Raw genomic sequence first — 19,786 nt, forward strand, 5'->3', positions numbered from 1 at the left:
CTCAGTAGTGAAACGATGCATCGCCGATGGTAGTGTGGGGTTTCCCCATGTGAGAGTAGGTCATCGTCAAGATTAAATTCCAGAATCCCTGTCTGCTCACGCAGATGGGGATTTTGTTTGTGCGCTCGAAAAACAATGATTATCGGCTCAGCCTGCAACGTGATCTCAGGTCACTGACCAGCCATGCCGGGTACAACTGCGGCGTGCTTCACCTAAAGTCCTACAAATAGACGCAGTCATTTCATGCTCCGCACACTAGAATGGGCGCAGTCATTTCAAAGCCAGAGACTCCTTATATGCCAGATCCGGTTGACGCTCGCAGGGTGTCAGATTTACCGCTGGACGAGTCAGTGGCCCACCCCATAAAGCTGCGGTGTATCGCAATGCTAATGCCGCAAGTAAGTGTGAGCACACTGTAGAGCTTGCACCTGGAATAGGCGGGCAAGCTATTTCCGTGACACTGAATGCAAAACTGGGTTTGTAGTCCACCTAGTCCTTTCAGTCCAACGTTCCTTTTCAATATCTCAGGACTTGATCGACTAGGAAGCGAATCGTACTTCATCGCCTTGATCAGGGTGGTAATTGTCGGGGTTTAGTCCTGGACGTAAGCAAGTACGATTTCACGCAGCACATCAATCAGTGGCTGCAATTGCATTTCGCAGCGCCGATCCGGTAGGTGGTCAGTTTTTTCGTTGACGTTTTCACCTATGCCCTTAAGGGTGCAGCCGTGTAAGTGTATTTGTTTCAGATTCGTGATGAATCACTGTGCGAGGAAACTCTTTTTGGCCACACAGACCAGCGAGGGATTCTGCGTGGTCATATCGGAGCGGCATTACCAGCTCACCATAAAAAACACCCCGCGAAAGCATCACTCTCGAAGGGTGTAAGCACTGGCATCTTATTAGGCATGCAGCTGGAATTCCCAGCGAGGGATTACTAATCCCCGTAGTAGATACAGCCACTGGTACATGTTTCATGAATTCGAATAGCTGACAGCTCAGGCAATAAAGGTTTCAACTGCTGCCAGATCCACTTGGCCAGGACTTCACTGGTTGGGTTTTCCAGGCCAGGAATATCATTCAAATAATTATGATCAAGCTGCTCGTACAGGGGCTTAAAAATCGCTTTGATTTCAGAAAAGTCACGGATCCAGCCGGTATTGGGGTCAATGTCGCCGCTTAGATGAATGGCAACTTTGAATGAATGGCCATGTAAACGACCACATTTGTGCCCCTCAGGAACAAATGGCAGCCGATGCGCAGATTCGAATGTAAACTCTTTAAAAATTTCCACAGTGTTTTAGCTCTTGAAGAGATGGCTGTCGCCTGTGCGACGAATGCAGGTGCGCAGTTTAACAGTTAACGTTGTACACGCGAGTAGCCACCCGCCTTGAAGGCGCGCTGGGTGACCAAACGCCGAGTTTATTCAGTTTCAATTAAGCGACTTTCGTTACAGTCATCGCTTTCGATAGTGTCTTTCATTTCACCCGATGTTCCACCGGAGTAGCCATGAACATCAATGTACGCTTTAGCCAACTGTTAGCGCTGATGCTCTGTGCATGTTGCTCGTTGGCTTCCGCGCGGGATTTGGGTCAAGACGAAGCGCTTCGCTTACGCGAGAGGGGTGAAATCTTACCCCTTGAGGACATTCTTAAATTCGCGCTTGAACGCTATCCGGACTCAAAATTATTAGAGGTCGAACTGGAAGAAAAGCAGGGTGCCTATGTCTATGAGGTCGAATTGGTAACCCCTCAACGTGTTGTCCGGGAACTCAAATTCAATGCCAGTAGTGGCAATCTGACTAAAGATAAGGAAGACGATTAATGCGTTTGTTATTGGTGGAAGACCATGTCCCACTCGCTGATGAGTTGATCGCCGGACTTACTCGCCAAGGCTATGCAGTCGATTGGTTGGCGGATGGTCGCGATGCCCTTCATCAAGGCCAGAGTGAACCCTATGACCTGATTGTTCTCGATCTGGGTTTACCTGGAATGCCGGGTATTGATGTGCTTGAAAAGTGGCGCTCTGCAGGGGTGACAACACCCGTTTTAATCCTCACCGCACGCAGCTCTTGGGCCGAACGAATAGAGGGGCTCAAGGCGGGAGCGGATGATTACTTGACCAAGCCTTTTCATCCCGAAGAATTACAGTTACGGGTTCAGGCCCTGTTGCGACGCACGCATGGGCATGCCAATCAGCCACTTTTGAAGTCTGCGGGTCTGCAACTCGATGAAGCTCGCCAATGTGTTACCCGTGACGGTGTTGAGATCCAGCTGACCGCTGCCGAGTTTCGCTTACTGCGCTATTTCATGTTGCACCCGCAGCAAATCCTCTCTAAAAGCCATCTGTCCGAGCATTTATATGATGGCGAAACAGAGCGCGATTCCAATGTTTTGGAAGTTCACGTCAACCACCTGCGGCGTAAGCTTGGCCGTGACGTTGTTGAAACGCGACGTGGTCAGGGCTATATCTTCGGAACAGCGGCCCAGTGAAGTCTATTCAGCGCAGGCTTAGCCTTGGACTTGTCAGTGTCTTGCTGGTGGCCGGTATTGTGGTCGGCCAAGTCAGCCTGTGGCTTTTTGAGAGTGGTCTGCAACGTTATCTTGAGTCGGGTCTTCAAGATGACAGCGAGAATTTGCTGTTTGCGTTGAGTCGCGGCCCTCAGGGGTTACAGCTTGATGAGCGGCGTCTGTCTCCGGCTTATCAGAGACCATTTTCCGGGCACTATTTCAGTATTGAGTTCGGTGACATTCATTGGCGGTCGCGCTCACTGTGGGATGCGCAGTTGCCCAAGACAGCACACTCCGGGCTCAATAACACCCTTCAACCAGGCCCCGAAGGCCAAATGCTGTTGGTCTTGCGCAGTGACTACAAACGCTTCGGTCAGTCGGTTTCCATCACCGTGGCACAGGATTACTCGCCCATACGCAACAGTTTCCAACAGGTTCAGCGAATCGGGCTAGGCCTTGGGACGTTAGCGTTGGCGGTTATTTTACTGTTGCAGCGGATTACGGTTCGCAGAGCGCTGCGGCCGCTGGAAACAGCACGCATGCAAATTGCCCAATTGCAAAAAGGACAGCGTTCGCAGCTCGACGCTCAGGTGCCCATAGAGCTTGAACCGCTGGTCAAACAGATCAACCACCTGCTGACGCATACCGAAGACACGCTCAAACGCTCGCGCAATGCGTTAGGAAATGTAGGGCATGCGTTGAAAACACCGCTGGCAGTGCTGATCAGCCTTGCCAATGACCCACGGCTTGCCACGTATCCCGACATACAAACAACATTGCGTGCCCAGCTGGAGCAAGTTGAACAGCGCGTGAACCGCGAGCTAAATCGTGCTCGTCTTGCGGGTGACGCGTTGCCGGGGGCTCAATTTGACCCGCAGGCAGAACTTCCCGGTCTGCTGGCCACCTTGGCCATGATTCATGGGCAACATGTGAACCTCACGTTCCAGGCCCCCGACAATGTGCACCTGCCATGGGACCGTGAAGACATGCTTGAGCTGTTGGGCAATATTTTGGACAACGCCTGTAAATGGGCTGATTCACGGGTCGAGCTGAGCCTGCGTCAAACAGCCAACGGTTATGAAATTGAGGTGCAAGACGATGGTCCCGGCATTGCGCCAGATGAGCGCGATCAAGTATTGAGTCGTGGTACTCGCCTTGACGAACAAGCCAACGGTCATGGTTTGGGGTTGGGTATCGTTCGCGATATCGTCGATGCATGGGGGGGGCAGATGCAATTAGCGGCAGGGCAGTGGGGCGGTCTATTGGTCACAATCAATTTGCCTGACCCGGCTGACAAGGCGACGACAGCCTGATGCATGTCGCTGCCTTTGCTGCGTGATCAGACGCGGAACTGATCCATCAGTTGCTGTTGTTGATTGGCCAGTGAATTCAGCGACTGGCTCACCCGCGCCGATTCATTGGCTTGTTCAGACAATGACTCCGTCACATCCCGGATAGTCGACACGTTACTGTTGATCTCTTCCGCCACGGCGCTTTGCTCCTCCGCTGCGCTGGCAATTTGTAAGTTCATGTCAGTAATCACCGTTACCGCATTACCGATTTGTTGCAGCGCGGTGACGGCTTGCCCGACTTGTTCAACACTGCCCTGGGCCTGTTGATGGCTATTGCTCATCGAACTCACCACCACTTGAGTGCCGGCCTGTAGCTGTTCGATGACCTGACGCGTTTCTTCCACGGACTCTTGTGTACGGCGAGCAAGATTGCGCACTTCATCAGCCACGACGGCAAATCCACGACCTGCCTCACCCGCGCGCGCCGCTTCAATCGCCGCATTGAGTGCCAACAAATTAGTCTGCTCGGCGATGGCGCGAATCACTTCCAGTACCGACCCGATTTTTTCGCTGTTGGCCGCAAGACCTTCAACCTGGGTCATGGCATTACTCATATCAGCGGCCAAGTGGTCAATGCTGCGCGTGGTCCGATCAATAATGGTCAAACCATCACGCGTCGCCTGGTCGGCATCACGCGCGGCTTGTGCCGCTTGAGCCGCACTGCGGGCGACGTCCTGCGCTGTCGCACTCATTTCGTGAGACGCGGTGGCAGCCTGATCGACCTGGCGATACTGCTGCTCCATGCCAGCGCTGGTCTGGGCGGCGATGGCGGCCGACTGGTCTGCGGTGCTACGGGCATCCTGCACCGAGCGCTTAACCTCGGCGATGATCGGTTGCAGCTTATCCAGAAAACGATTGAACCAGCCCGCCAGTTGGCCCAGCTCATCTTTTTTGTCGTAGGCAAGACGCCGCGTAAGATCACCTTCGCCACTGGCAATGTCTTCCAGCATATTCGCCACGCTGAGGATGGGGCGGGTTACGCTGCGGGCCATCAGCCACACAAGCACCAGTCCCACCACCGCGGCGAGTAAGCCGAGTGCCAGTTCGATCAACGTCCCGGCATAGCTGCGTGCGTCCAGTTCGGCCTTCAGCGTTTCTGCCGGTCCAACCAGTACTTTTTCAGGCACATCCAGCAGTACGCCCCAAGGCTGGCTGCCAGGGATCGGGTGGAAAGGGGTCAGGACTTTCAGGCGCTCATGGCTGCGAATGCTTTGCGGCTCGTCGCCACTGGCCATCATGCGAATCAGTTGCGCACCATCATTGCTGTCTACCGCGTCCAGACGCTGGCTCAGTTTGCTGGCATCCAGGCTGTAGCCTGCCAACAGGCCCACGGAGCTGATAATGCCGACATTGGTTTGGCCGCCGTAGAGCTTTTGGCTGGCCTGTTGGCTGATGGCTTGCAGGCTATTGAGGTTGATATCAACCGACAGCGACGCAATCACTTTGCCATTGACCATCAACGGAAACACGATGCTGGTCAGCAATACGTTTTGCCCGTCGATCTCATAGAAATAGGGTTCGATGATGCACGGTTTCAGCGTTGCGCGCGGGCATGTGAACCACGTGTTATTGGCCTGACCGCTGGGTCCGATGCTCGTATCGGCCATGTCGCTTTCCGGCAACGCCATCGACGTTAACTTGCCTGGCGTGGGTTGCGACCAATAGAGCGCAAAACGGCCTTTATCGTTGCTGCCCAACTCTTTTTGGTGATCAAACAGCTGATCTTTGCCATCCAGCGCATTGGCTTCGAACACCAGCGACAACCCCAACAAGTCAGGGTTTGCCTGTAGGGCCGCTTTAACCTGACGCGTCAGGTCTTCACGCAAATCGAAAGCATCCAGAAACCGCTTCTCCGATTGCTCACGTAAAAACAGGACCTGACGGGCGAAACCATTGCCGTACTGGTAGGCATCCATAAACTGGCGGCTGATGGCCAACGCCTGGGCCTCGCCCTGAGCTTCGATGCGCGCTTGCGCCGATTCGTTGAGCATCTGGGCACTGGAGGCTTTCACCAGTTCGGAGTTGTGCTCCATGCGATACAGGGAAAGGCCCACCAGCAATGTCACTATCGCCAACAAACAAAGTCCGGAAAGCAGGGTGATTTTCCATTGGATGGAAAGCTGTCTAATCGACATGGAGACATCCTAAAAAGAGGCTTTGTCTGTTAGCGGCCGACAGGCGCGTTTCTTTATGCTTGAAACGTAAAAACCCAGTTTATTAAATGCCCATTTAGCCCTGTATTTATTAGGGATAAAGCCGTTTTTGCGATGTTTATTGACAGGTCCCGGAACGCACTTTGACAAGGCGGCGATGCTGCTTCAAAGTGTGCGCCCTCAAATAAATCCTCCTTTCCAAATCCGGCGACTGGCACAGCAGTCATTTGCCCGGAATCATCCGCATGACGGTGTTGCTCACGTTGTGCGTGCCATGAGGTTGTAATGATAAATGCAGTAGTTGCCGCGGTCGGCATCATGTTGGTGCTCAGTCTGTCCCGTGTGCATGTGGTCATCGCCCTGATTGTCGGTGCAGTCGTGGGTGGTCTTGTGGGCGGGCTGGGTATTGAAGAAACCCTCAATGCCTTTAACAGCGGGTTGGGTGGCGGTGCTCAAGTTGCGCTTTCTTACGCGATGTTGGGTGCTTTCGCCGTTGCGATTGCCAAGTCCGGTTTGGCACATGCCTTGGCCGACAAAGCCCTGACGCTGGTGAACAAACAGCAAAGCGCGGGTGGCAATCGGGTCAAATGGCTACTCATTGTCTTGCTGTTAGTGGTTGCGATCTGCTCACAGAACATCCTGCCCATCCACATTGCGTTTATTCCGCTTTTGGTTCCGCCGCTGCTGTATGTGCTGACCAAATTGAAGATTGACCGGCGTTTGATCGCCTGTGTCATGACCTTTGGCTTGATCACGCCCTACATTTTCTTGCCTGTAGGTTTTGGCAATATTTTCCTTAACCAAATTTTGCTGGCCAACGTCAGCAAGGGTGGCGTGGATATCAGCCAGGTCAATGTGACGCACGCCATGGCCATTCCGGCATTGGGCATGTTGTCTGGTCTGTTGGTGGCGGTGTTCATCAGCTACCGAAAAAAACGTGAATATGACCTGTCAAAAATTGAACAGGTTGAGCAAGTGGCCGTGAGCTACAACCCACGCACCCTGCTGGTCGCCGGAGGGGCGATTGCCGCTGCGTTTATCGTTCAGCTGTGGCTGGGATCGATGATTATTGGCGCACTGGTGGGTTTCTTGATCTTCTCGGCCTCAGGCATCGTGCGCTGGCGTGAAACGGACGATCTGTTTACCGAAGGCATGAAAATGATGGCCATGATCGGTTTCATCATGATTGCGGCTTCAGGCTTCGCTGAAGTGATGAAGGCCACCGGTGAAGTGAAATCGCTGGTAGAGGCTTCTGCGGGCTGGATCAACCACAGCAAGGGTGTGGGTGCGCTGCTGATGTTGTTGGTCGGTTTGTTGGTCACGATGGGGATTGGCTCGTCCTTTTCGACGGTGCCGATCCTGGCGGCCATTTTTGTCCCGCTGTGCGTGCAACTCGGCTTCAGCCCGATGGCGATCGTTTGCATTGTGGGCACCGCGGGCGCGCTGGGTGATGCCGGTTCGCCTGCCTCCGATTCAACACTGGGGCCGACCTCTGGTCTGAACGTAGATGGCCAGCATCACCATATCTGGGACACGGTGGTGCCCACGTTCCTGCATTACAACCTACCGCTGCTGGCCTTTGGCTGGGTGGCGGCCATGACGTTGTAAGTAACCTGGCACCTTTAGCCGTTAAACAAGTTGTGTATGGGGTCTTAACTTTGAACGTTTCAGGCCGTTAACGCAGTACGTAGTTCCTTAAAAAGAGTAAAAGCCATGCGCCTGAGCCTGAAGGCAAAAGTATTGTCCCTCGCGGTGTTGCCGGTCTTGTTGTTTGCCTTGGTCATCAGCGTGACGACGGTCTGGATTCTGCAAGATCAGGCCACTAAAGAGGTCGAAGAAACCCGTCAACGCTTGCTCAATGACGCCAAGGCGACGCTGCACAGCTACGTTGAGGTGGCGATGACGGCCATCAAGCCGCTGTACGACGCGGCGCAGCCGGGTGATGAAGCCGCACGGGCGCAGGCGATCAAGCTGTTGTCCAATATCACCTATGGCACCGATGGTTACTTCTTTGGTTATGACTCGCAAACCGTACGCTTGTTTAAAGGCAACAGCCCGGAAGGCGTAGGCAAAAACTTTCAGGACAATCGCGACCCGAATGGCGTGTACACCAACCGCGAATTGGTTCGCGCCGCTAAAGACGGCACGCACTACGCTCAGTACAGTTCGTCATTGCCCGGCAATGAAAAGCTGCTAGTCCCCAAATTGGGCTACACCGAATATCTGCCCAAGTGGGACCTGGTGATGGGGACGGTGGTCAATCTTGACGGTATCGAGGCGCAGGTCGCCGACGTCCAGGCCGACGTTAAAGAGCGTATGGAAGGCATGATCTTCAGCATTGCCGCCATTACGGTGCTGGTGCTGTTGGTCATCGCCGTCATTGGCATGCTGGTGGCCAATACCATTCTGCGTCCATTGCACTTGATGAAAGCCAATCTGGACGATATTGCGGCCGGGGAAGGTGACTTGACCCACCGTCTGGCGATTACTAGCCAGGATGAACTGGGTGAGCTGGCAGGTTCATTCAACCGGTTCGTCGACAAAATCCACGCCATGGTGCGACAAATCACCGACATGACCTCCCAGCTGACCACGCTGGTCGGGCAGGTGTCAGACCAGGCGCACCGTTCTGAGCAGGCGATGGAGCGTCAGCGCCACGAAACCGACCAAGTGGCTACGGCAATCAATGAAATGTCCTCGGCGGCGCAGGAAGTGGCCCGCAGTGCGCAAGGGGCTTCGGTCGCGGCACAAAAAACCGATGAAGAGGGTCAGCTCGCTAAACGCGTGGTGGATGGCAGCATTCAACAGATTCATGCGCTGGTCAGCGATATCCGCAACAGCGGGACATCGCTGGATAGCTTGCAACAAGATGTCACCTCGATTGTCAGCGTCTTGGGGGTGATTCGCTCGATTGCAGACCAAACCAACCTGTTGGCCCTCAACGCCGCCATCGAGGCTGCGCGAGCGGGTGAAGCGGGCCGTGGTTTTGCTGTGGTTGCTGATGAAGTGCGAGCGCTGGCCAGCCGTACGCAGCAAAGCACGCAAGAGATTCAAGGCATGATCGATCGCCTGCAACAGGGCACCGATCAAGCCGTGCAAGCGATGCGCCGGTCCAGTGAAGCGGGGGATGGCACCTCGGCGCAAGCCAATCAGGCCGGGACCTCCCTGGACACGATGGCGCAACTGATTGGCACCATCAACTCAATGAATGCGCAAATTGCCAGTGCAGCGGAAGAGCAAACCGCCGTTGCCGAAGAGATCAACCGCAGCGTTCACCAGATTGCAGTCGCGGTCGACAATGTGGCGGACGAAACCCAGCAAGGCGCCCAAACCACCCGCAGCCTGGCGCAATTGGGCCAGCGCTTGGGTGATCTGGTCGGGCAGTTCCGCATCTGACAGTGCGCAGTGGCTGATGGCTGTGTGCGGCTCGCCGCCATCGGCTGCTTCTGTACGCTCACGGCAACTCGATACGGCCTGTTTCTCCCGGCACGGTCGGCCAATCACCGGCCGCCCACCGTGCCCTGGCGCGTTCAATCAAGGCCGGATCGCTGGCGACAAAGTTCCAGTTCATCCGGCGCGGCCCATCCAGTGGGGCGCCGCCAATGATCACCACGTGGCAATCACTGTCGGCGCACACCGTGACCGCTTCACCCGCCGGCAACACCACCAACGTATGGCGCTCAAGTGGCTGGCCATCGATCTGAGCCTCCCCCTCAAGCACATACACCGCGCGTTCAGCATGTTCGGCTGCAATCAGCAGGGTGGTGGCGGTTTGCATCTGCACGTCGGCGTAGAGCGTGGGGGATAACACGGGCACAGGCGAGGTCAGGCAGAACCCCGAACCCGCGATCAGGCAAATCTTAACGCCCAGGTTGTCGCTGACTGGCAGGCTGGCAGCCGGGTGATGGCTGTAGTGACCGGGGCCCTGCTCGTGGCTTTTGGGCGAGGCCAGCCACACTTGTAACCCGTGAATCACCGAGCCTTCAGCGCGCAAGGGTTGCGGTGTGCGTTCAATGTGGGCAATGGCTTGGCCGGCGGTCATCCAACTGACGTCCCCAGGGCCTACGTGCTGATCTGAACCCAGGCTGTCTTTATGCTGCACACGGCCCTCAAACAAATAGGTAAGGGTCGACAAACCAATGTGGGGGTGCTGTTTGATGTCCATCCCGTGACCGGGAGGATAGTGGGTGTGCAGGATGTGATCAAAAAAAACGAAAGGTCCGACACTTCGGCATTTGGCCGAGGGTAGTGGACGCAGAATGGGTTGCCCTTCAACCTCTTCGGCACGCGGCCGAATCACAGTAAGTGCCGACATGAATCAGTCCCGCCAATCAAGAAGCGTTGAGCATAACCCAACGCTTCAGGATCACGCTTGCCGGTTACTGGCTAAACGCACCTTCGGACAAATGCGTTTCGATGCTGATGTCAGCAGTGGTCATCAGTTTGTGAATCGGGCATTTGTCCGCAACGCGATGCAGTTCATCTCGCTGGGCGTCCGTCAGTACGCCCTTGAGTGTGAGCTTGACGTGCAGCTTGTACCTGCCTTGTTGTTCTTGCTCGGCATCGTGTTTTATCTCGACGGTGACGCCCGTGAGGGGAATGTCTTTCTTTTTGGCGTACATTTTCAGGGTCAGGGCTTTGCAAGCGGCCAGTGCGGCATCGAAGTAATCATGCGGCCCAGGTGCTGAGCCTTCGCCTCCCAGCGCTTTGGGCACATCGGTGAACACTTCGTAATCATCAATCTTGATGCTGTGACGAAAACCCTCATGCGACACGGTATTAACGGTAACAGTCATGGCAAACCTCAGCTTGGCAGTGATTAAAGGTCCTGATCTTTATAGAGCATGTGGCGGATCGTGCGTTCCATTTAACATGTGGGCCTGAACCCTTAAGCCTGTGCTCGGGTCTATCAGTCTCTACTGATGAGGATGACCGGGTGCGAATCAAATCATTACTTTTGGCTTTTGGGGCGCTGGCCGTGAGCACGTTGGCCCAATCGCGCGAATACGCCTACAGCGATGCCCATCTGCATTACGTCGATTTCTTCCAGGAAAGTGCGGGTATGCCAGCGCTGTTGGCGGCCATGGCAAAAAATCGTATTGAACACGTAATGATTTCCGGCATCCCGGTGGCCAAAAAATGGCACGAAGACGAACCCAAGCGCCCGCGCTATTACGCGGGTGACGATGCTGACGCTTATTGGTACAGCGCCACCGATGTCTGGGTGGCAGATGCGGTCAAGCAACTGAGTGCAAAGCAGCGCGAGCATTTTCATCCGTTTTTGTCGGGCTTTAACCCCAATGACAAAAACTCGGCGGCGCACATCCAGCGCATGCTCGACCTCAACCCCGGGTTGTGGCAGGGGATTGGCGAAGTGTTCACCCGCCATGATGATCTGACCGCCCTGATTTCAGGTGATACCCCGCGTGCGAACAACGAAGCCTTGATGCGCATTTACACCTTGGCGGCCCAACACGACTTGCCCGTTCTGGTGCATTCCAATATCACCTCCAAGCGTGAGAAAAACCCGCTGTACCTGGCCGAAATTGAACAACCGTTGGGGCAGCATCCACGCACTCGCTTCATCTGGGCGCATGCGGGCACAAGCGCAGAGATTCACCGCCACCAAACACAGATGGATTTTTTGCTGCCAACGCTGACCCGATTACTGGCGACTTACCCTAACCTTTACGTCGACCTGTCCTGGAGCATGCTCACGCCTTATCTGTTGGATGAGCAGGGCAGGGCAAGGCCGGAGTGGGTGGCGCTGGTTGAGCGCTTCCCTGAACGCTTTATGCTGGGGTCAGATGTTGTAGGTCGTTTTGACAAGCTGGGCCAGGAGCTGCACAGCTTTGACCCCTTTTTGGATGCACTGCCTGTCGAGGTTGCGCATAAAGTGGCGAAGGATAACTTTTTGCAGGTTTTGCCGAAAAAGACTCGATAGGCCAAATCGGGGACAAAAAAATGCCCTGAACCAGTCAGGGCATTTTTTATGAGCGGGCAGAGGGCTTATTTGCCTTCCCAGCGCTTGAGCACCAAGGTGGCGTTAGTGCCACCAAAGCCAAAGCTGTTGCTCATCACGGTGTCGATTTTGGCATCTTCACGCGTTTTGGTCAGGATCGGCATGTCAGCGACGGCCGGGTCCAGCTCATCAATGTTGGCGGAGCCAGCAATGAAGTTACCTTCCATCATCAGCATGCAGTAGATCGCTTCGTGAACACCGGCGGCGCCCAAGGAGTGGCCCGACAGGCTCTTGGTGGAGCTGATAGGCGGCGCTTTGTCGGCGAAGACTTCGCGGATGCCTTTCATTTCGGCCACATCACCGACCGGGGTCGAGGTGCCGTGAGTATTGATGTAGTCGATAGGCGCATCAACGGTAGACATCGCCATCTGCATGCAGCGAATAGCACCTTCGCCGCTTGGAGCAACCATGTCGTAGCCATCGGAAGTTGCACCGTAACCCACGATTTCGGCGTAGATTTTGGCGCCGCGGGCCAGGGCATGCTCCAGCTCTTCAACCACCACCATGCCACCACCACCGGCAATCACGAAACCGTCACGCTTGGCGTCGTAGGCACGGGAGGCTTTTTCTGGCGTGTCGTTGTACTGGCTGGACAAAGCGCCCATAGCGTCGAACAGGAACGATTGGCTCCAATGTTCTTCTTCACCGCCGCCGGCAAACACGATGTCCTGCTTGCCCATCTGGATCTGTTCCATGGCCGTACCGATGCAATGAGCACTGGTTGCGCAGGCAGAAGCGATGGAGTAGTTCAGACCCTTGATCTTGAACGGCGTTGCCAGGCAAGCCGACACGGTGCTGCTCATGGTCCGCGTCACACGGTATGGGCCAACACGTTTCACGCCTTTTTCGCGCAGGATGTCCAGCGCTTCCATCTGGTTCAAGGTCGACGCACCGCCAGAACCTGCGATCAGACCGGTACGCGGATTGGAGACTTGCTCCTCGCTCAGGCCCGAATCGGTAATGGCGTCTTTCATGGCCAGGTAAGCGTAAGCAGCGGCGTGGCCAACGAAACGATAAATCTTGCGATCGATCAGCTCTTCGAGGTTCAGGTCAATGGAGCCGGAAACCTGGCTACGCAGACCCATTTCGGCATATTCCGGGTTGAATCGGATGCCAGGGCGACTTGCACGCAGGTTAGCGGAGACGGTCTCTTTGTCATTGCCCAGGCACGAAACGATGCCCAGACCAGTGATAACGACGCGGCGCATTCGGATAACCCTTAGAAGTTGTCAGTTGAGGTGAAAACGCCGACCCGAAGGCCTTCGGCGGTATAAATTTCGCGACCGTCGACAGTGACCGAACCATCGGCAATGGCCAGGTTCAGCTTGCCCTTGAGGACGCGCTTGATATGAATGTTGTAGGTGACTTTTTTGGCGGTCGGCAAGACCTGGCCAAAAAATTTCACTTCGCCCGAACCCAGGGCACGGCCGCGGCCCGGCAGACCTTGCCAGCCGAGGTAGAAGCCCACCAGTTGCCACATGGCATCAAGGCCCAGGCAGCCTGGCATCACAGGGTCGCCTTCGAAGTGACAGGCAAAAAACCACAGGTCAGGGGTGATATCCAGCTCGGCGACCAATTCACCTTTGCCGTACTTGCCACCCTCTTCACTGATATGGGTAATGCGATCCACCATCAGCATGTTAGGGGCGGGCAGTTGCGCGTTACCTGGGCCGAACAGTTCGCCGCGGCTACAGCGCAGCAAATCTTCCCGAGTAAAGGCGTTTTGTTTGGTCATGCGAGCTCCTCAATAATCCCATGCGGCAAGGTGGGGCAAAACTTCCCGACCAACTGAAACAGTCGCGCTTCAGTTCGCCAGCCTACACATAGACTATTGCGTAGTAGTGAAAGTCACAGCGCCAAGGACACAAATGTACACTTGTTCACTGAAATTTAAAATCAGGCCCGTTCAGGCCCCCAATCGGGTGGCTAAGACTGCCGCACTTTTAAGTTTTACGCCAGTCGCAGGAAGGTCATGGGTATAAGTTACTGGACCCAGCGCAGCAGGATTTGTTCCAGATCAGTGCGTTTGAACGGCTTTGCCAGATAATCGTTCATTCCTGCTTGCAGGCAAGCTTCACGGTCACCCTGCAAGGCGTTGGCCGTCAACGCAATAATGGGCACCTGGGTGCAGCCAGCTAGCTGGCGAATCTGGCGCGTTGCTTCATAACCGTCAATGATCGGCAGCCGGCAATCCATCAAAATGGCTGTGAAGCACTCGGTATTGGCCCGGTGAATGGCTTGGGCGCCGTCACTGACCACGCTTACCTCATACCCAAGGCTGCTGAGCATGGCCTCAATCACCGTCTGGTTGACCGGGTTGTCCTCCACCAGCAGCACTTTGCGACCTTTGATGCACAAGGGAGGCGCTTGAAGTGCGGCGCGAGTGGTGCTGGCGGTGGGCTGGTGCAGTTCCAGCGGGATTTCTAGGGTGAACACCGAACCTTGCGCTTCTTCACTCTGGGCCAATAAGCGCCCACCCATGCGTTCAGCCAATGAACGGGCAATGGGCAGGCCCAGGCCGGTGCCGCCGTAACGTCGTGAAATAGAGCTGTCAGCTTGCTTAAAGGCATTGAACATCGAGTCCAGCTTCTCGGTGCTGATACCGATGCCGCTGTCGCGAACGGTGCAGGTAAACCAGATCAGCTCGTGGTCCAGCGGTTGCCATGCAGGTTCGATGCTGACGTGCCCGCGTTCGGTGAATTTCAATGCATTGCCGATCAGATTGACCAAAATCTGCCGAATACGGGTGGGGTCACCCAGTACGTGCAAATGTTGCAGGCCCTCTGGCACCACCGTGCGCAAGTGCAAGCCACGTTGCCCGGCATTGTGCTGGAAGGCCTGCGCGCAGTTGCTCACCAATTCGCCAAGGTTGAACGCAATATGTTCCAGTTCCAGGGTTGAACGTTCGATCCTCGAAAAATCGAGAATGTCGTTGATGACCTTGAGTAAATGCTCGGTGGATTGCGACGCAAGGGCGGCATATTCAGCCTGCTCTTCGGTCATTTGCGTGGTTTCCATCAGTTGCAGCATCCCCAGCACGCCATTCATCGGGGTACGCAACTCATGGCTCATCATCGCCAGAAAATCGGTTTTGGCGCTGTTGGCGCGCTCGGCTTCTTCGCGTGTCTCAATCAATTGGGCGATCGCTGTTTGCTGTTCACGGCTCGCTTGCGCCAAACCTTCGGCGAGGTTGTTGATGTGGCGCGCCAGGCTGCCGAGTTCACCTTCGTCCACCACCGGTAGCGGTGTGTTGTAGTGCCCTTGTTGAATGGCCTTGACCGCATCGCTCATGTCACTGATCGGTTTGGACAGGTTGGACGCCAGGCGTCTGGCCAGCAAATAGGTGAAACCCAGCGCAAACAGCGCAAGAATCACGGCCTTGAGCAAGATGTCTTGCTGGCGCTGATTGAAGGCGTCACTGGACATCCCCACCAGTACCCGACCCATATAGTCCTCGGCAGGGGCATTGGATTGACTGGAGCTGCGCCTGACCCTGACGGGGGCCTGAAACACCTCGATCTCGGCGCGATGGTGGGGGTCGAGCTGCGGTTGCTCGGCATGGACCAGCACATTGTTGGCGCTGTCCTGTACTTGCACAAATTGCACATGGGCGGTGTTGAGCGACGCCGCCATCAGGGTTTCGAGCACCTGGGTGTTGCCAGAAATAACCCCGTACTCGGACGCAGGGGCCAGTTGGCTGGCAATCAATTGGCCGGTGTGGTTCAGCTCCTGGCGTAAATCCTGAAGGCGCACGAAGGTAAAAAAGCTGATAAGCAGCAAGGTCAGCAACAAAGCCGGGCCCAAACTCATCATTTGGGTGCGGGCGTGAATATCCCATCGACCACGGTCAGTCATGCGTGAAGTGTTCCATGAGCCAGTGCCAGCTTGCTGAAGTCATCCGTGACCTGCGGTGGGTCATGCAGGTGCGCAGCCAGGCTGCCTCGTCAGGGGTGAATGAATGGGCGGCATGTTAACTGAGCTGAAGCCGTTTTCCAGCCAAGGCCATGCATTTTCTGCGGGATCAGTTGCCGCAGGTCACTGCACGGGGGGGGCTGGTCGCCAAGAGTGTGCTCCGTATAATGCCGCCATTGCCACTGCTAGATGGATGACGGGATTGCATATGACTGAACAGCGCGCTATTGCGGTCTTGGGAGGCGGGAGCTTTGGCACTGCGGTGGCCAACCTGCTGGCCGAAAATGGCCATCACGTACGTCAGTGGATGCGCGATCCGCAGCAGGCAGAGGCCATTCGCCTTAACCGTGAAAACCCTCGCTACCTTAAAGGCATCAAAATTCATCCGGGTGTAGAGCCGGTCACCGACCTGCAAGCCACGCTTGATGACTGTGATTTGTGTTTCGTTGCATTGCCGTCCAGTGCCTTGCGTGCGGTGTTGGCGGTCCATGCCGAGCGCTTGAGCGGCAAAATGCTGGTCAGCCTGACGAAAGGCATCGAAGCCCACAGCTTCAAGCTGATGAGTGAAATCCTTGAAGAAATCGCCCCTCAGGCGCGGATTGGTGTTTTGTCCGGTCCCAACCTGGCGCGTGAAGTGGCTGAGCACGCGCTGACCGCCACGGTGATCGCCAGTGCCGACGAAGCACTTTGCTTGCGGGTTCAAGAGGTGCTGCACGGTCGTACGTTTCGCGTGTACGCCAGCGCGGACCGTTTTGGTGTAGAGCTGGGCGGGGCGCTTAAAAACGTCTATGCGATTATTGCCGGCATGGCCGTGGCGCTGGGCATGGGTGAAAACACCAAAAGCATGCTGATTACCCGAGCATTGGCAGAGATGACTCGATTTGCTGTCAGTCAGGGCGCCAACCCGATGACTTTTCTGGGGTTGGCCGGTGTAGGCGACCTGATCGTCACCTGCTCCTCCCCTAAAAGCCGCAACTATCAAGTCGGTTTTGCGTTGGGTGAAGGGCTTAGCCTGGAAGAGGCGGTCTCACGTTTGGGCGAAGTGGCAGAAGGTGTCAACACGCTCAAAGTGCTCAAGGTCAAAGCACAGGAGCTCAACGTCTACATGCCGTTGGTGGCGGGCCTGCACGCTATCCTTTTTGAGGGCCGCACCCTGAACCAGGTGATTGAATTGCTGATGCGTGCCGAACCCAAAACCGACGTCGACTTTATTTCCACCAGTGGTTTTAACTGAACACAACAGGAGCCGCGCCATGCGTGACACCCAAAACGCACCCCAGTACGAGTCCATCATTTTGCGTGTGCTGTGGATGCTGATTTTTTTAATGATCTGGCACGTTGCGCAACTCGTGCTCGGCGGGTTGGTGCTGGTGCAATTGATCTACCGCCTGATCTATGGGGCCCCCAATGGTGGCCTGATGAATTTTGGCGACAGCTTGAGCGTGTATCTGGCGCAAATCGGTCGTTTTGGCAGTTTTCACACGGACCAAAAACCCTGGCCATTTGCTGATTGGCCAGCGCCGCGCGCCCCGGAAGGTGAAGCGCCTTATGCACAACCCGTGCGCGAAACCAAGCAGCCATGAAACTGTGGATTTTGCGCCACGGCGAAGCCGAGCCCCACGCCCGCTCTGATGCGCAGCGAAATTTAACTGAGCACGGCCGTGAGCAAGTGCGCCAGGCAGCGGCCCATTTGATCGGCCAGTCCATCGACACAATGTTGGTCAGCCCTTACGTCAGGGCGCAGCAAACAGCCGAAATCGTGCGCAAGGTTTTGGGGGGCACACCCGCACTCAAGACTGTGCCCTGGTTGACGCCCGAGAGCGATCCTGCGTGCGCCGTCGGTCAACTCCCGGACAACGGTAATGTGCTGCTGGTCAGCCATCAGCCTTTTGTGGGCGAGTTGATCAGCCTGCTGCAATACGGCCATTACCGCAGTCCTGAGCCCATGCAGACCGCCAGTCTGGCGCAGCTTGAGGGCGACGGGGCGCTGGCTGGCTGCATGCACCTGCGCACGGTCCGGCATCCGTAACCTGCCGGGCGGTGTGGCGGTTTAACGGCAAGTTTCAACGCGTGCTCTACATTCATTGCGTGTGGCCGAAGGAGTCGGCCCGGTCAGGACTCATCAAGGAGTCCGGATATCCGCCATGAGCCAAGGAGGGCGCCATGTCCAGCGCTACATGCTTACCCCTGCAAGCCTTTTACGAACGTGAAAGGCGTCATCCACAAAAACCCTACATGATTCAACCGTCGAGCGATGGGCGCGTGCACGCCTTCAACTGGTATGAAGTGGGGCAGCAAGCCCGGCGGGTCGCACAGTGGTTACGCAATCAGAACCTTGCCCCCCGCAGTCATATCGCCCTGATTTCGAAAAATAACGCCCATTGGCTGATCACCGATCTGGCGATCTGGATGGCCGGGCATGTGACGGTGCCGCTGTACCCCAACCTGACAGCGGCCTCGGTGGCCCACGTATTGGCGCATTCTGAAAGCGTGCTGGTGTTTGTCGGCAAACTGGATGACTGGTCGCACATGGTTGAGGGCATCACGCCTGAGCGGGTGACGGTCAGCTTGCCGCAGGCGCCACTCGACAGTTTTGACTTCAATTGGGACGACCTCCAGGCCTGTCCCCCCATCACCGACTCGCCCACGCCTGCGGCCGAGCAACTGGCGACCGTGATTTACACCTCAGGGACCACTGGCGAGCCCAAAGGCGTCATGCACAACTTCGGCGCGCTGGGTTACGCCGCCAGTCATGCCACGCAACTGTTAGGGCTGCATGAGCATGACCGGGTGATCTCTTACTTGCCCTTGTGCCATGTGGCTGAGCGTCTGTTCGTTGAGCTTGCATCGTTCTATGCGGGGCACTGCATCTATTTCTCTGAGTCGTTGGAGACGTTTGCCCTCGATATGCAGCGCGCCCGCCCGACTGTGTTTTTAGGCGTGCCACGGATCTGGAGCAAATTTCAACAGGCGGTCTACAGCCGCATGGGCGAGCGTCGGCTGAGCCTGTTGTTGAGCGTGCCAATGGTGCGTCAGCGGGTGGCACGCCACATCCTGCACGCTTTGGGCCTGGACGCGGTGCGTATGGGTTATATCGGCGCCTCGACCGTCCCCCAGGCGTTGATGCTGTGGTATCGGCGACTGGGCCTTGAAGTGGTCGAAATTTATGGCATGACCGAAAACTGCGGCTATTCCCATGTGTGCCGCGTGGGCCAGCATAAACCGGGCTGGATAGGCCGACATTGCGAGGGCGTGGAGGTGCGGATCGATCCTGAGGGTGAAGTGCAAATGCGCAGTCCGGCGCTCATGATGGGCTACTTCAAAAACCCGCAATTGACCCGCGAAGCGTTTACCCGTGACGGATATTTGCGCACCGGTGACAAAGGTGAGCAAGACACCTTGGGGCATTTGCGGCTGCGGGGGCGAATCAAAGAGATCTTCAAAACCAGTAAAGGCAAATACGTCGCGCCAGGGCCGATTGAAGGCAAGCTTGCCGCGCACGCAAAAATTGAACAGGTGTGCGTGGTAGGCGATGGTCTGGCGGGGCCGTTGGGACTTTGCGTGTTGTCCGCGCGGGGCCGGGAAGAGGCCGCAACAGTGGCGCGTGCCCGCCTGCAAGTCAGCCTGGAAACGTTGTTGCATGCGGTCAATGCGGGCCTGGACAAACACGAACAGTTGCGCAGCCTGGTGGTAGTGAAAGATAGTTGGGGCACGGACAACGGTTTTTTAACCCCCACCTTGAAGATCAAACGCACAGTGATTGAAGACACCTACAGCGAATGGTTTGAACGGTGGGGCGCAGACAGTCGAGCCGTCCAGTGGCAAGACGGCAACTAAA

At 56.0% G+C, this 19,786-nt stretch carries 17 protein-coding genes and 2 pseudogenes; 11 read left to right on the top strand and 8 right to left on the bottom strand.

The genetic code is table 11. The annotated features are described in order from the left end of the window. Nucleotides 1-936: 936 nt before the first annotated feature. Nucleotides 937-1,293, bottom strand: coding sequence for a 6-carboxytetrahydropterin synthase QueD (gene queD / locus ACP7A4_RS18035; protein ID WP_059761996.1), 357 nt, complete (start codon nucleotides 1,291-1,293; stop codon nucleotides 937-939). A gap of 215 nt (nucleotides 1,294-1,508) precedes the next feature. Between queD and ACP7A4_RS18040 the strand changes: the two genes are divergently transcribed. From ACP7A4_RS18040 to ACP7A4_RS18050, 3 genes are read left to right on the top strand one after another with little or no spacing between them, the layout of a single operon-like run. Then, the gene (locus tag ACP7A4_RS18040; protein WP_059761997.1) at nucleotides 1,509-1,823 is read left to right on the top strand and encodes a PepSY domain-containing protein; all 315 of its coding nucleotides are present in this window, start codon (nucleotides 1,509-1,511) and stop codon (nucleotides 1,821-1,823) included. Further along, entirely contained in the window at nucleotides 1,823-2,491 is a 669-nt protein-coding gene (locus tag ACP7A4_RS18045; RefSeq protein ID WP_426247897.1) for a response regulator transcription factor, read from the top strand. The genes ACP7A4_RS18040 and ACP7A4_RS18045 overlap by 1 nt, the downstream gene beginning before the upstream one ends. After that, nucleotides 2,488-3,822 (top strand): sensor histidine kinase, encoded by a 1,335-nt coding sequence (locus tag ACP7A4_RS18050; protein ID WP_426247898.1) that lies wholly within the window; start codon nucleotides 2,488-2,490, stop codon nucleotides 3,820-3,822. Before ACP7A4_RS18045 ends, ACP7A4_RS18050 begins: the two co-directional genes overlap by 4 nt. 26 nt (nucleotides 3,823-3,848) lie before the next feature. Here ACP7A4_RS18050 and ACP7A4_RS18055 read toward each other — a convergent pair whose 3' ends face one another. Continuing rightward, nucleotides 3,849-4,604, bottom strand: coding sequence for a methyl-accepting chemotaxis protein (locus ACP7A4_RS18055; protein ID WP_371260616.1), 756 nt, complete (start codon nucleotides 4,602-4,604; stop codon nucleotides 3,849-3,851). Nucleotides 4,605-4,706: 102 nt separating this feature from the next. Continuing rightward, nucleotides 4,707-5,996: pseudogene (locus tag ACP7A4_RS18060) on the bottom strand (HAMP domain-containing protein); the annotation flags it as partial. Nucleotides 5,997-6,302: 306 nt separating this feature from the next. On the opposite strand from ACP7A4_RS18060, the gene ACP7A4_RS18065 reads away from it, so the two are divergent. From ACP7A4_RS18065 to ACP7A4_RS18075, 3 genes and pseudogenes are all read left to right on the top strand, one after another. Continuing rightward, on the top strand, nucleotides 6,303-7,622 hold the full coding sequence (locus tag ACP7A4_RS18065; RefSeq protein ID WP_165599915.1) for a Na+/H+ antiporter family protein: 1,320 nt from the start codon (nucleotides 6,303-6,305) through the stop codon (nucleotides 7,620-7,622). Between the two features lie 105 nt (nucleotides 7,623-7,727). Further along, nucleotides 7,728-8,552 (top strand): annotated as a pseudogene (locus tag ACP7A4_RS18070) (cache domain-containing protein); the annotation flags it as partial. Nucleotides 8,553-8,654: 102 nt separating this feature from the next. Continuing rightward, on the top strand, nucleotides 8,655-9,410 hold the full coding sequence (locus tag ACP7A4_RS18075; protein WP_426247960.1) for a methyl-accepting chemotaxis protein: 756 nt from the start codon (nucleotides 8,655-8,657) through the stop codon (nucleotides 9,408-9,410). A 58-nt stretch (nucleotides 9,411-9,468) separates the two neighbouring features. On the opposite strand, the gene ACP7A4_RS18080 is transcribed toward ACP7A4_RS18075, so the two are convergent. Both ACP7A4_RS18080 and ACP7A4_RS18085 read right to left on the bottom strand, forming a co-directional pair. Beyond that, entirely contained in the window at nucleotides 9,469-10,329 is an 861-nt protein-coding gene (locus ACP7A4_RS18080) for a pirin family protein (RefSeq protein ID WP_059762003.1), read from the bottom strand. Nucleotides 10,330-10,393: 64 nt separating this feature from the next. Then, a complete protein-coding gene (locus ACP7A4_RS18085; protein WP_426247899.1) occupies nucleotides 10,394-10,810 on the bottom strand; it encodes an OsmC family protein in 417 nt (138 codons plus the stop codon). 176 nt (nucleotides 10,811-10,986) lie between these two features. On the opposite strand from ACP7A4_RS18085, the gene ACP7A4_RS18090 reads away from it, so the two are divergent. Continuing rightward, nucleotides 10,987-11,958: an amidohydrolase family protein gene (locus ACP7A4_RS18090; RefSeq protein WP_238938536.1), complete on the top strand. Its 972-nt coding sequence runs from the start codon at nucleotides 10,987-10,989 to the stop codon at nucleotides 11,956-11,958. Nucleotides 11,959-12,023: 65 nt separating this feature from the next. On the opposite strand, the gene fabB is transcribed toward ACP7A4_RS18090, so the two are convergent. From fabB to ACP7A4_RS18105, 3 genes are all read right to left on the bottom strand, one after another. Continuing rightward, nucleotides 12,024-13,244, bottom strand: a complete 1,221-nt coding sequence (gene fabB / locus ACP7A4_RS18095; RefSeq protein WP_048366380.1) for a beta-ketoacyl-ACP synthase I — start codon at nucleotides 13,242-13,244, stop codon at nucleotides 12,024-12,026. An 11-nt stretch (nucleotides 13,245-13,255) separates the two neighbouring features. Then, nucleotides 13,256-13,771, bottom strand: a complete 516-nt coding sequence (fabA, locus tag ACP7A4_RS18100) for a 3-hydroxyacyl-[acyl-carrier-protein] dehydratase FabA (RefSeq protein WP_032859207.1) — start codon at nucleotides 13,769-13,771, stop codon at nucleotides 13,256-13,258. Between the two features lie 248 nt (nucleotides 13,772-14,019). Further along, nucleotides 14,020-15,891 carry a response regulator gene (locus ACP7A4_RS18105; protein WP_426247900.1) on the bottom strand — a complete coding sequence of 624 codons (1,872 nt, stop codon included), beginning with the start codon at nucleotides 15,889-15,891 and terminating at the stop codon, nucleotides 14,020-14,022. Nucleotides 15,892-16,156: 265 nt separating this feature from the next. On the opposite strand from ACP7A4_RS18105, the gene ACP7A4_RS18110 reads away from it, so the two are divergent. The 4 genes from ACP7A4_RS18110 to ACP7A4_RS18125 all read left to right on the top strand — a co-directional run bounded on the left by ACP7A4_RS18110 (nucleotide 16,157) and on the right by ACP7A4_RS18125 (nucleotide 19,785). Beyond that, nucleotides 16,157-17,182, top strand: coding sequence for an NAD(P)H-dependent glycerol-3-phosphate dehydrogenase (locus ACP7A4_RS18110; protein WP_059762006.1), 1,026 nt, complete (start codon nucleotides 16,157-16,159; stop codon nucleotides 17,180-17,182). A gap of 19 nt (nucleotides 17,183-17,201) precedes the next feature. Beyond that, complete coding sequence (locus tag ACP7A4_RS18115) at nucleotides 17,202-17,531, top strand: DUF4389 domain-containing protein (protein ID WP_059762007.1); 330 nt, start codon at nucleotides 17,202-17,204, stop codon at nucleotides 17,529-17,531. After that, nucleotides 17,528-17,977, top strand: a complete 450-nt coding sequence (gene sixA / locus ACP7A4_RS18120) for a phosphohistidine phosphatase SixA (protein WP_426247901.1) — start codon at nucleotides 17,528-17,530, stop codon at nucleotides 17,975-17,977. The genes ACP7A4_RS18115 and sixA overlap by 4 nt, the downstream gene beginning before the upstream one ends. Before the next feature lie 134 nt (nucleotides 17,978-18,111). Then, nucleotides 18,112-19,785 (top strand): AMP-binding protein, encoded by a 1,674-nt coding sequence (locus tag ACP7A4_RS18125; RefSeq protein WP_426247902.1) that lies wholly within the window; start codon nucleotides 18,112-18,114, stop codon nucleotides 19,783-19,785. Nucleotide 19,786: the final 1 nt, after the last annotated feature.

This window comes from Pseudomonas sp. TWR3-1-1 (genome assembly GCF_049896545.1).
GTDB lineage: Bacteria > Pseudomonadota > Gammaproteobacteria > Pseudomonadales > Pseudomonadaceae > Aquipseudomonas > Aquipseudomonas weihenstephanensis.

Bases quoted from the DNA above. Each gene is read 5' to 3' on its own strand.
- sixA (WP_426247901.1), top strand. From the start codon at position 17,528: ATGAAACTGTGGATTTTGCGCCACGGCGAAGCCGAGCCCCACGCCCGC.
- ACP7A4_RS18055 (WP_371260616.1), bottom strand. From the start codon at position 4,604: ATGGAGCAGCAGTATCGCCAGGTCGATCAGGCTGCCACCGCGTCTCAC.
- ACP7A4_RS18040 (WP_059761997.1), top strand. From the start codon at position 1,509: ATGAACATCAATGTACGCTTTAGCCAACTGTTAGCGCTGATGCTCTGT.
- fabA (WP_032859207.1), bottom strand. From the start codon at position 13,771: ATGACCAAACAAAACGCCTTTACTCGGGAAGATTTGCTGCGCTGTAGC.
- ACP7A4_RS18115 (WP_059762007.1), top strand. From the start codon at position 17,202: ATGCGTGACACCCAAAACGCACCCCAGTACGAGTCCATCATTTTGCGT.
- fabB (WP_048366380.1), bottom strand. From the start codon at position 13,244: ATGCGCCGCGTCGTTATCACTGGTCTGGGCATCGTTTCGTGCCTGGGC.
- ACP7A4_RS18105 (WP_426247900.1), bottom strand. From the start codon at position 15,891: ATGACTGACCGTGGTCGATGGGATATTCACGCCCGCACCCAAATGATG.
- ACP7A4_RS18125 (WP_426247902.1), top strand. From the start codon at position 18,112: ATGTCCAGCGCTACATGCTTACCCCTGCAAGCCTTTTACGAACGTGAA.
- ACP7A4_RS18110 (WP_059762006.1), top strand. From the start codon at position 16,157: ATGACTGAACAGCGCGCTATTGCGGTCTTGGGAGGCGGGAGCTTTGGC.
- ACP7A4_RS18075 (WP_426247960.1), top strand. From the start codon at position 8,655: ATGGAGCGTCAGCGCCACGAAACCGACCAAGTGGCTACGGCAATCAAT.
- ACP7A4_RS18045 (WP_426247897.1), top strand. From the start codon at position 1,823: ATGCGTTTGTTATTGGTGGAAGACCATGTCCCACTCGCTGATGAGTTG.
- ACP7A4_RS18085 (WP_426247899.1), bottom strand. From the start codon at position 10,810: ATGACTGTTACCGTTAATACCGTGTCGCATGAGGGTTTTCGTCACAGC.
- ACP7A4_RS18080 (WP_059762003.1), bottom strand. From the start codon at position 10,329: ATGTCGGCACTTACTGTGATTCGGCCGCGTGCCGAAGAGGTTGAAGGG.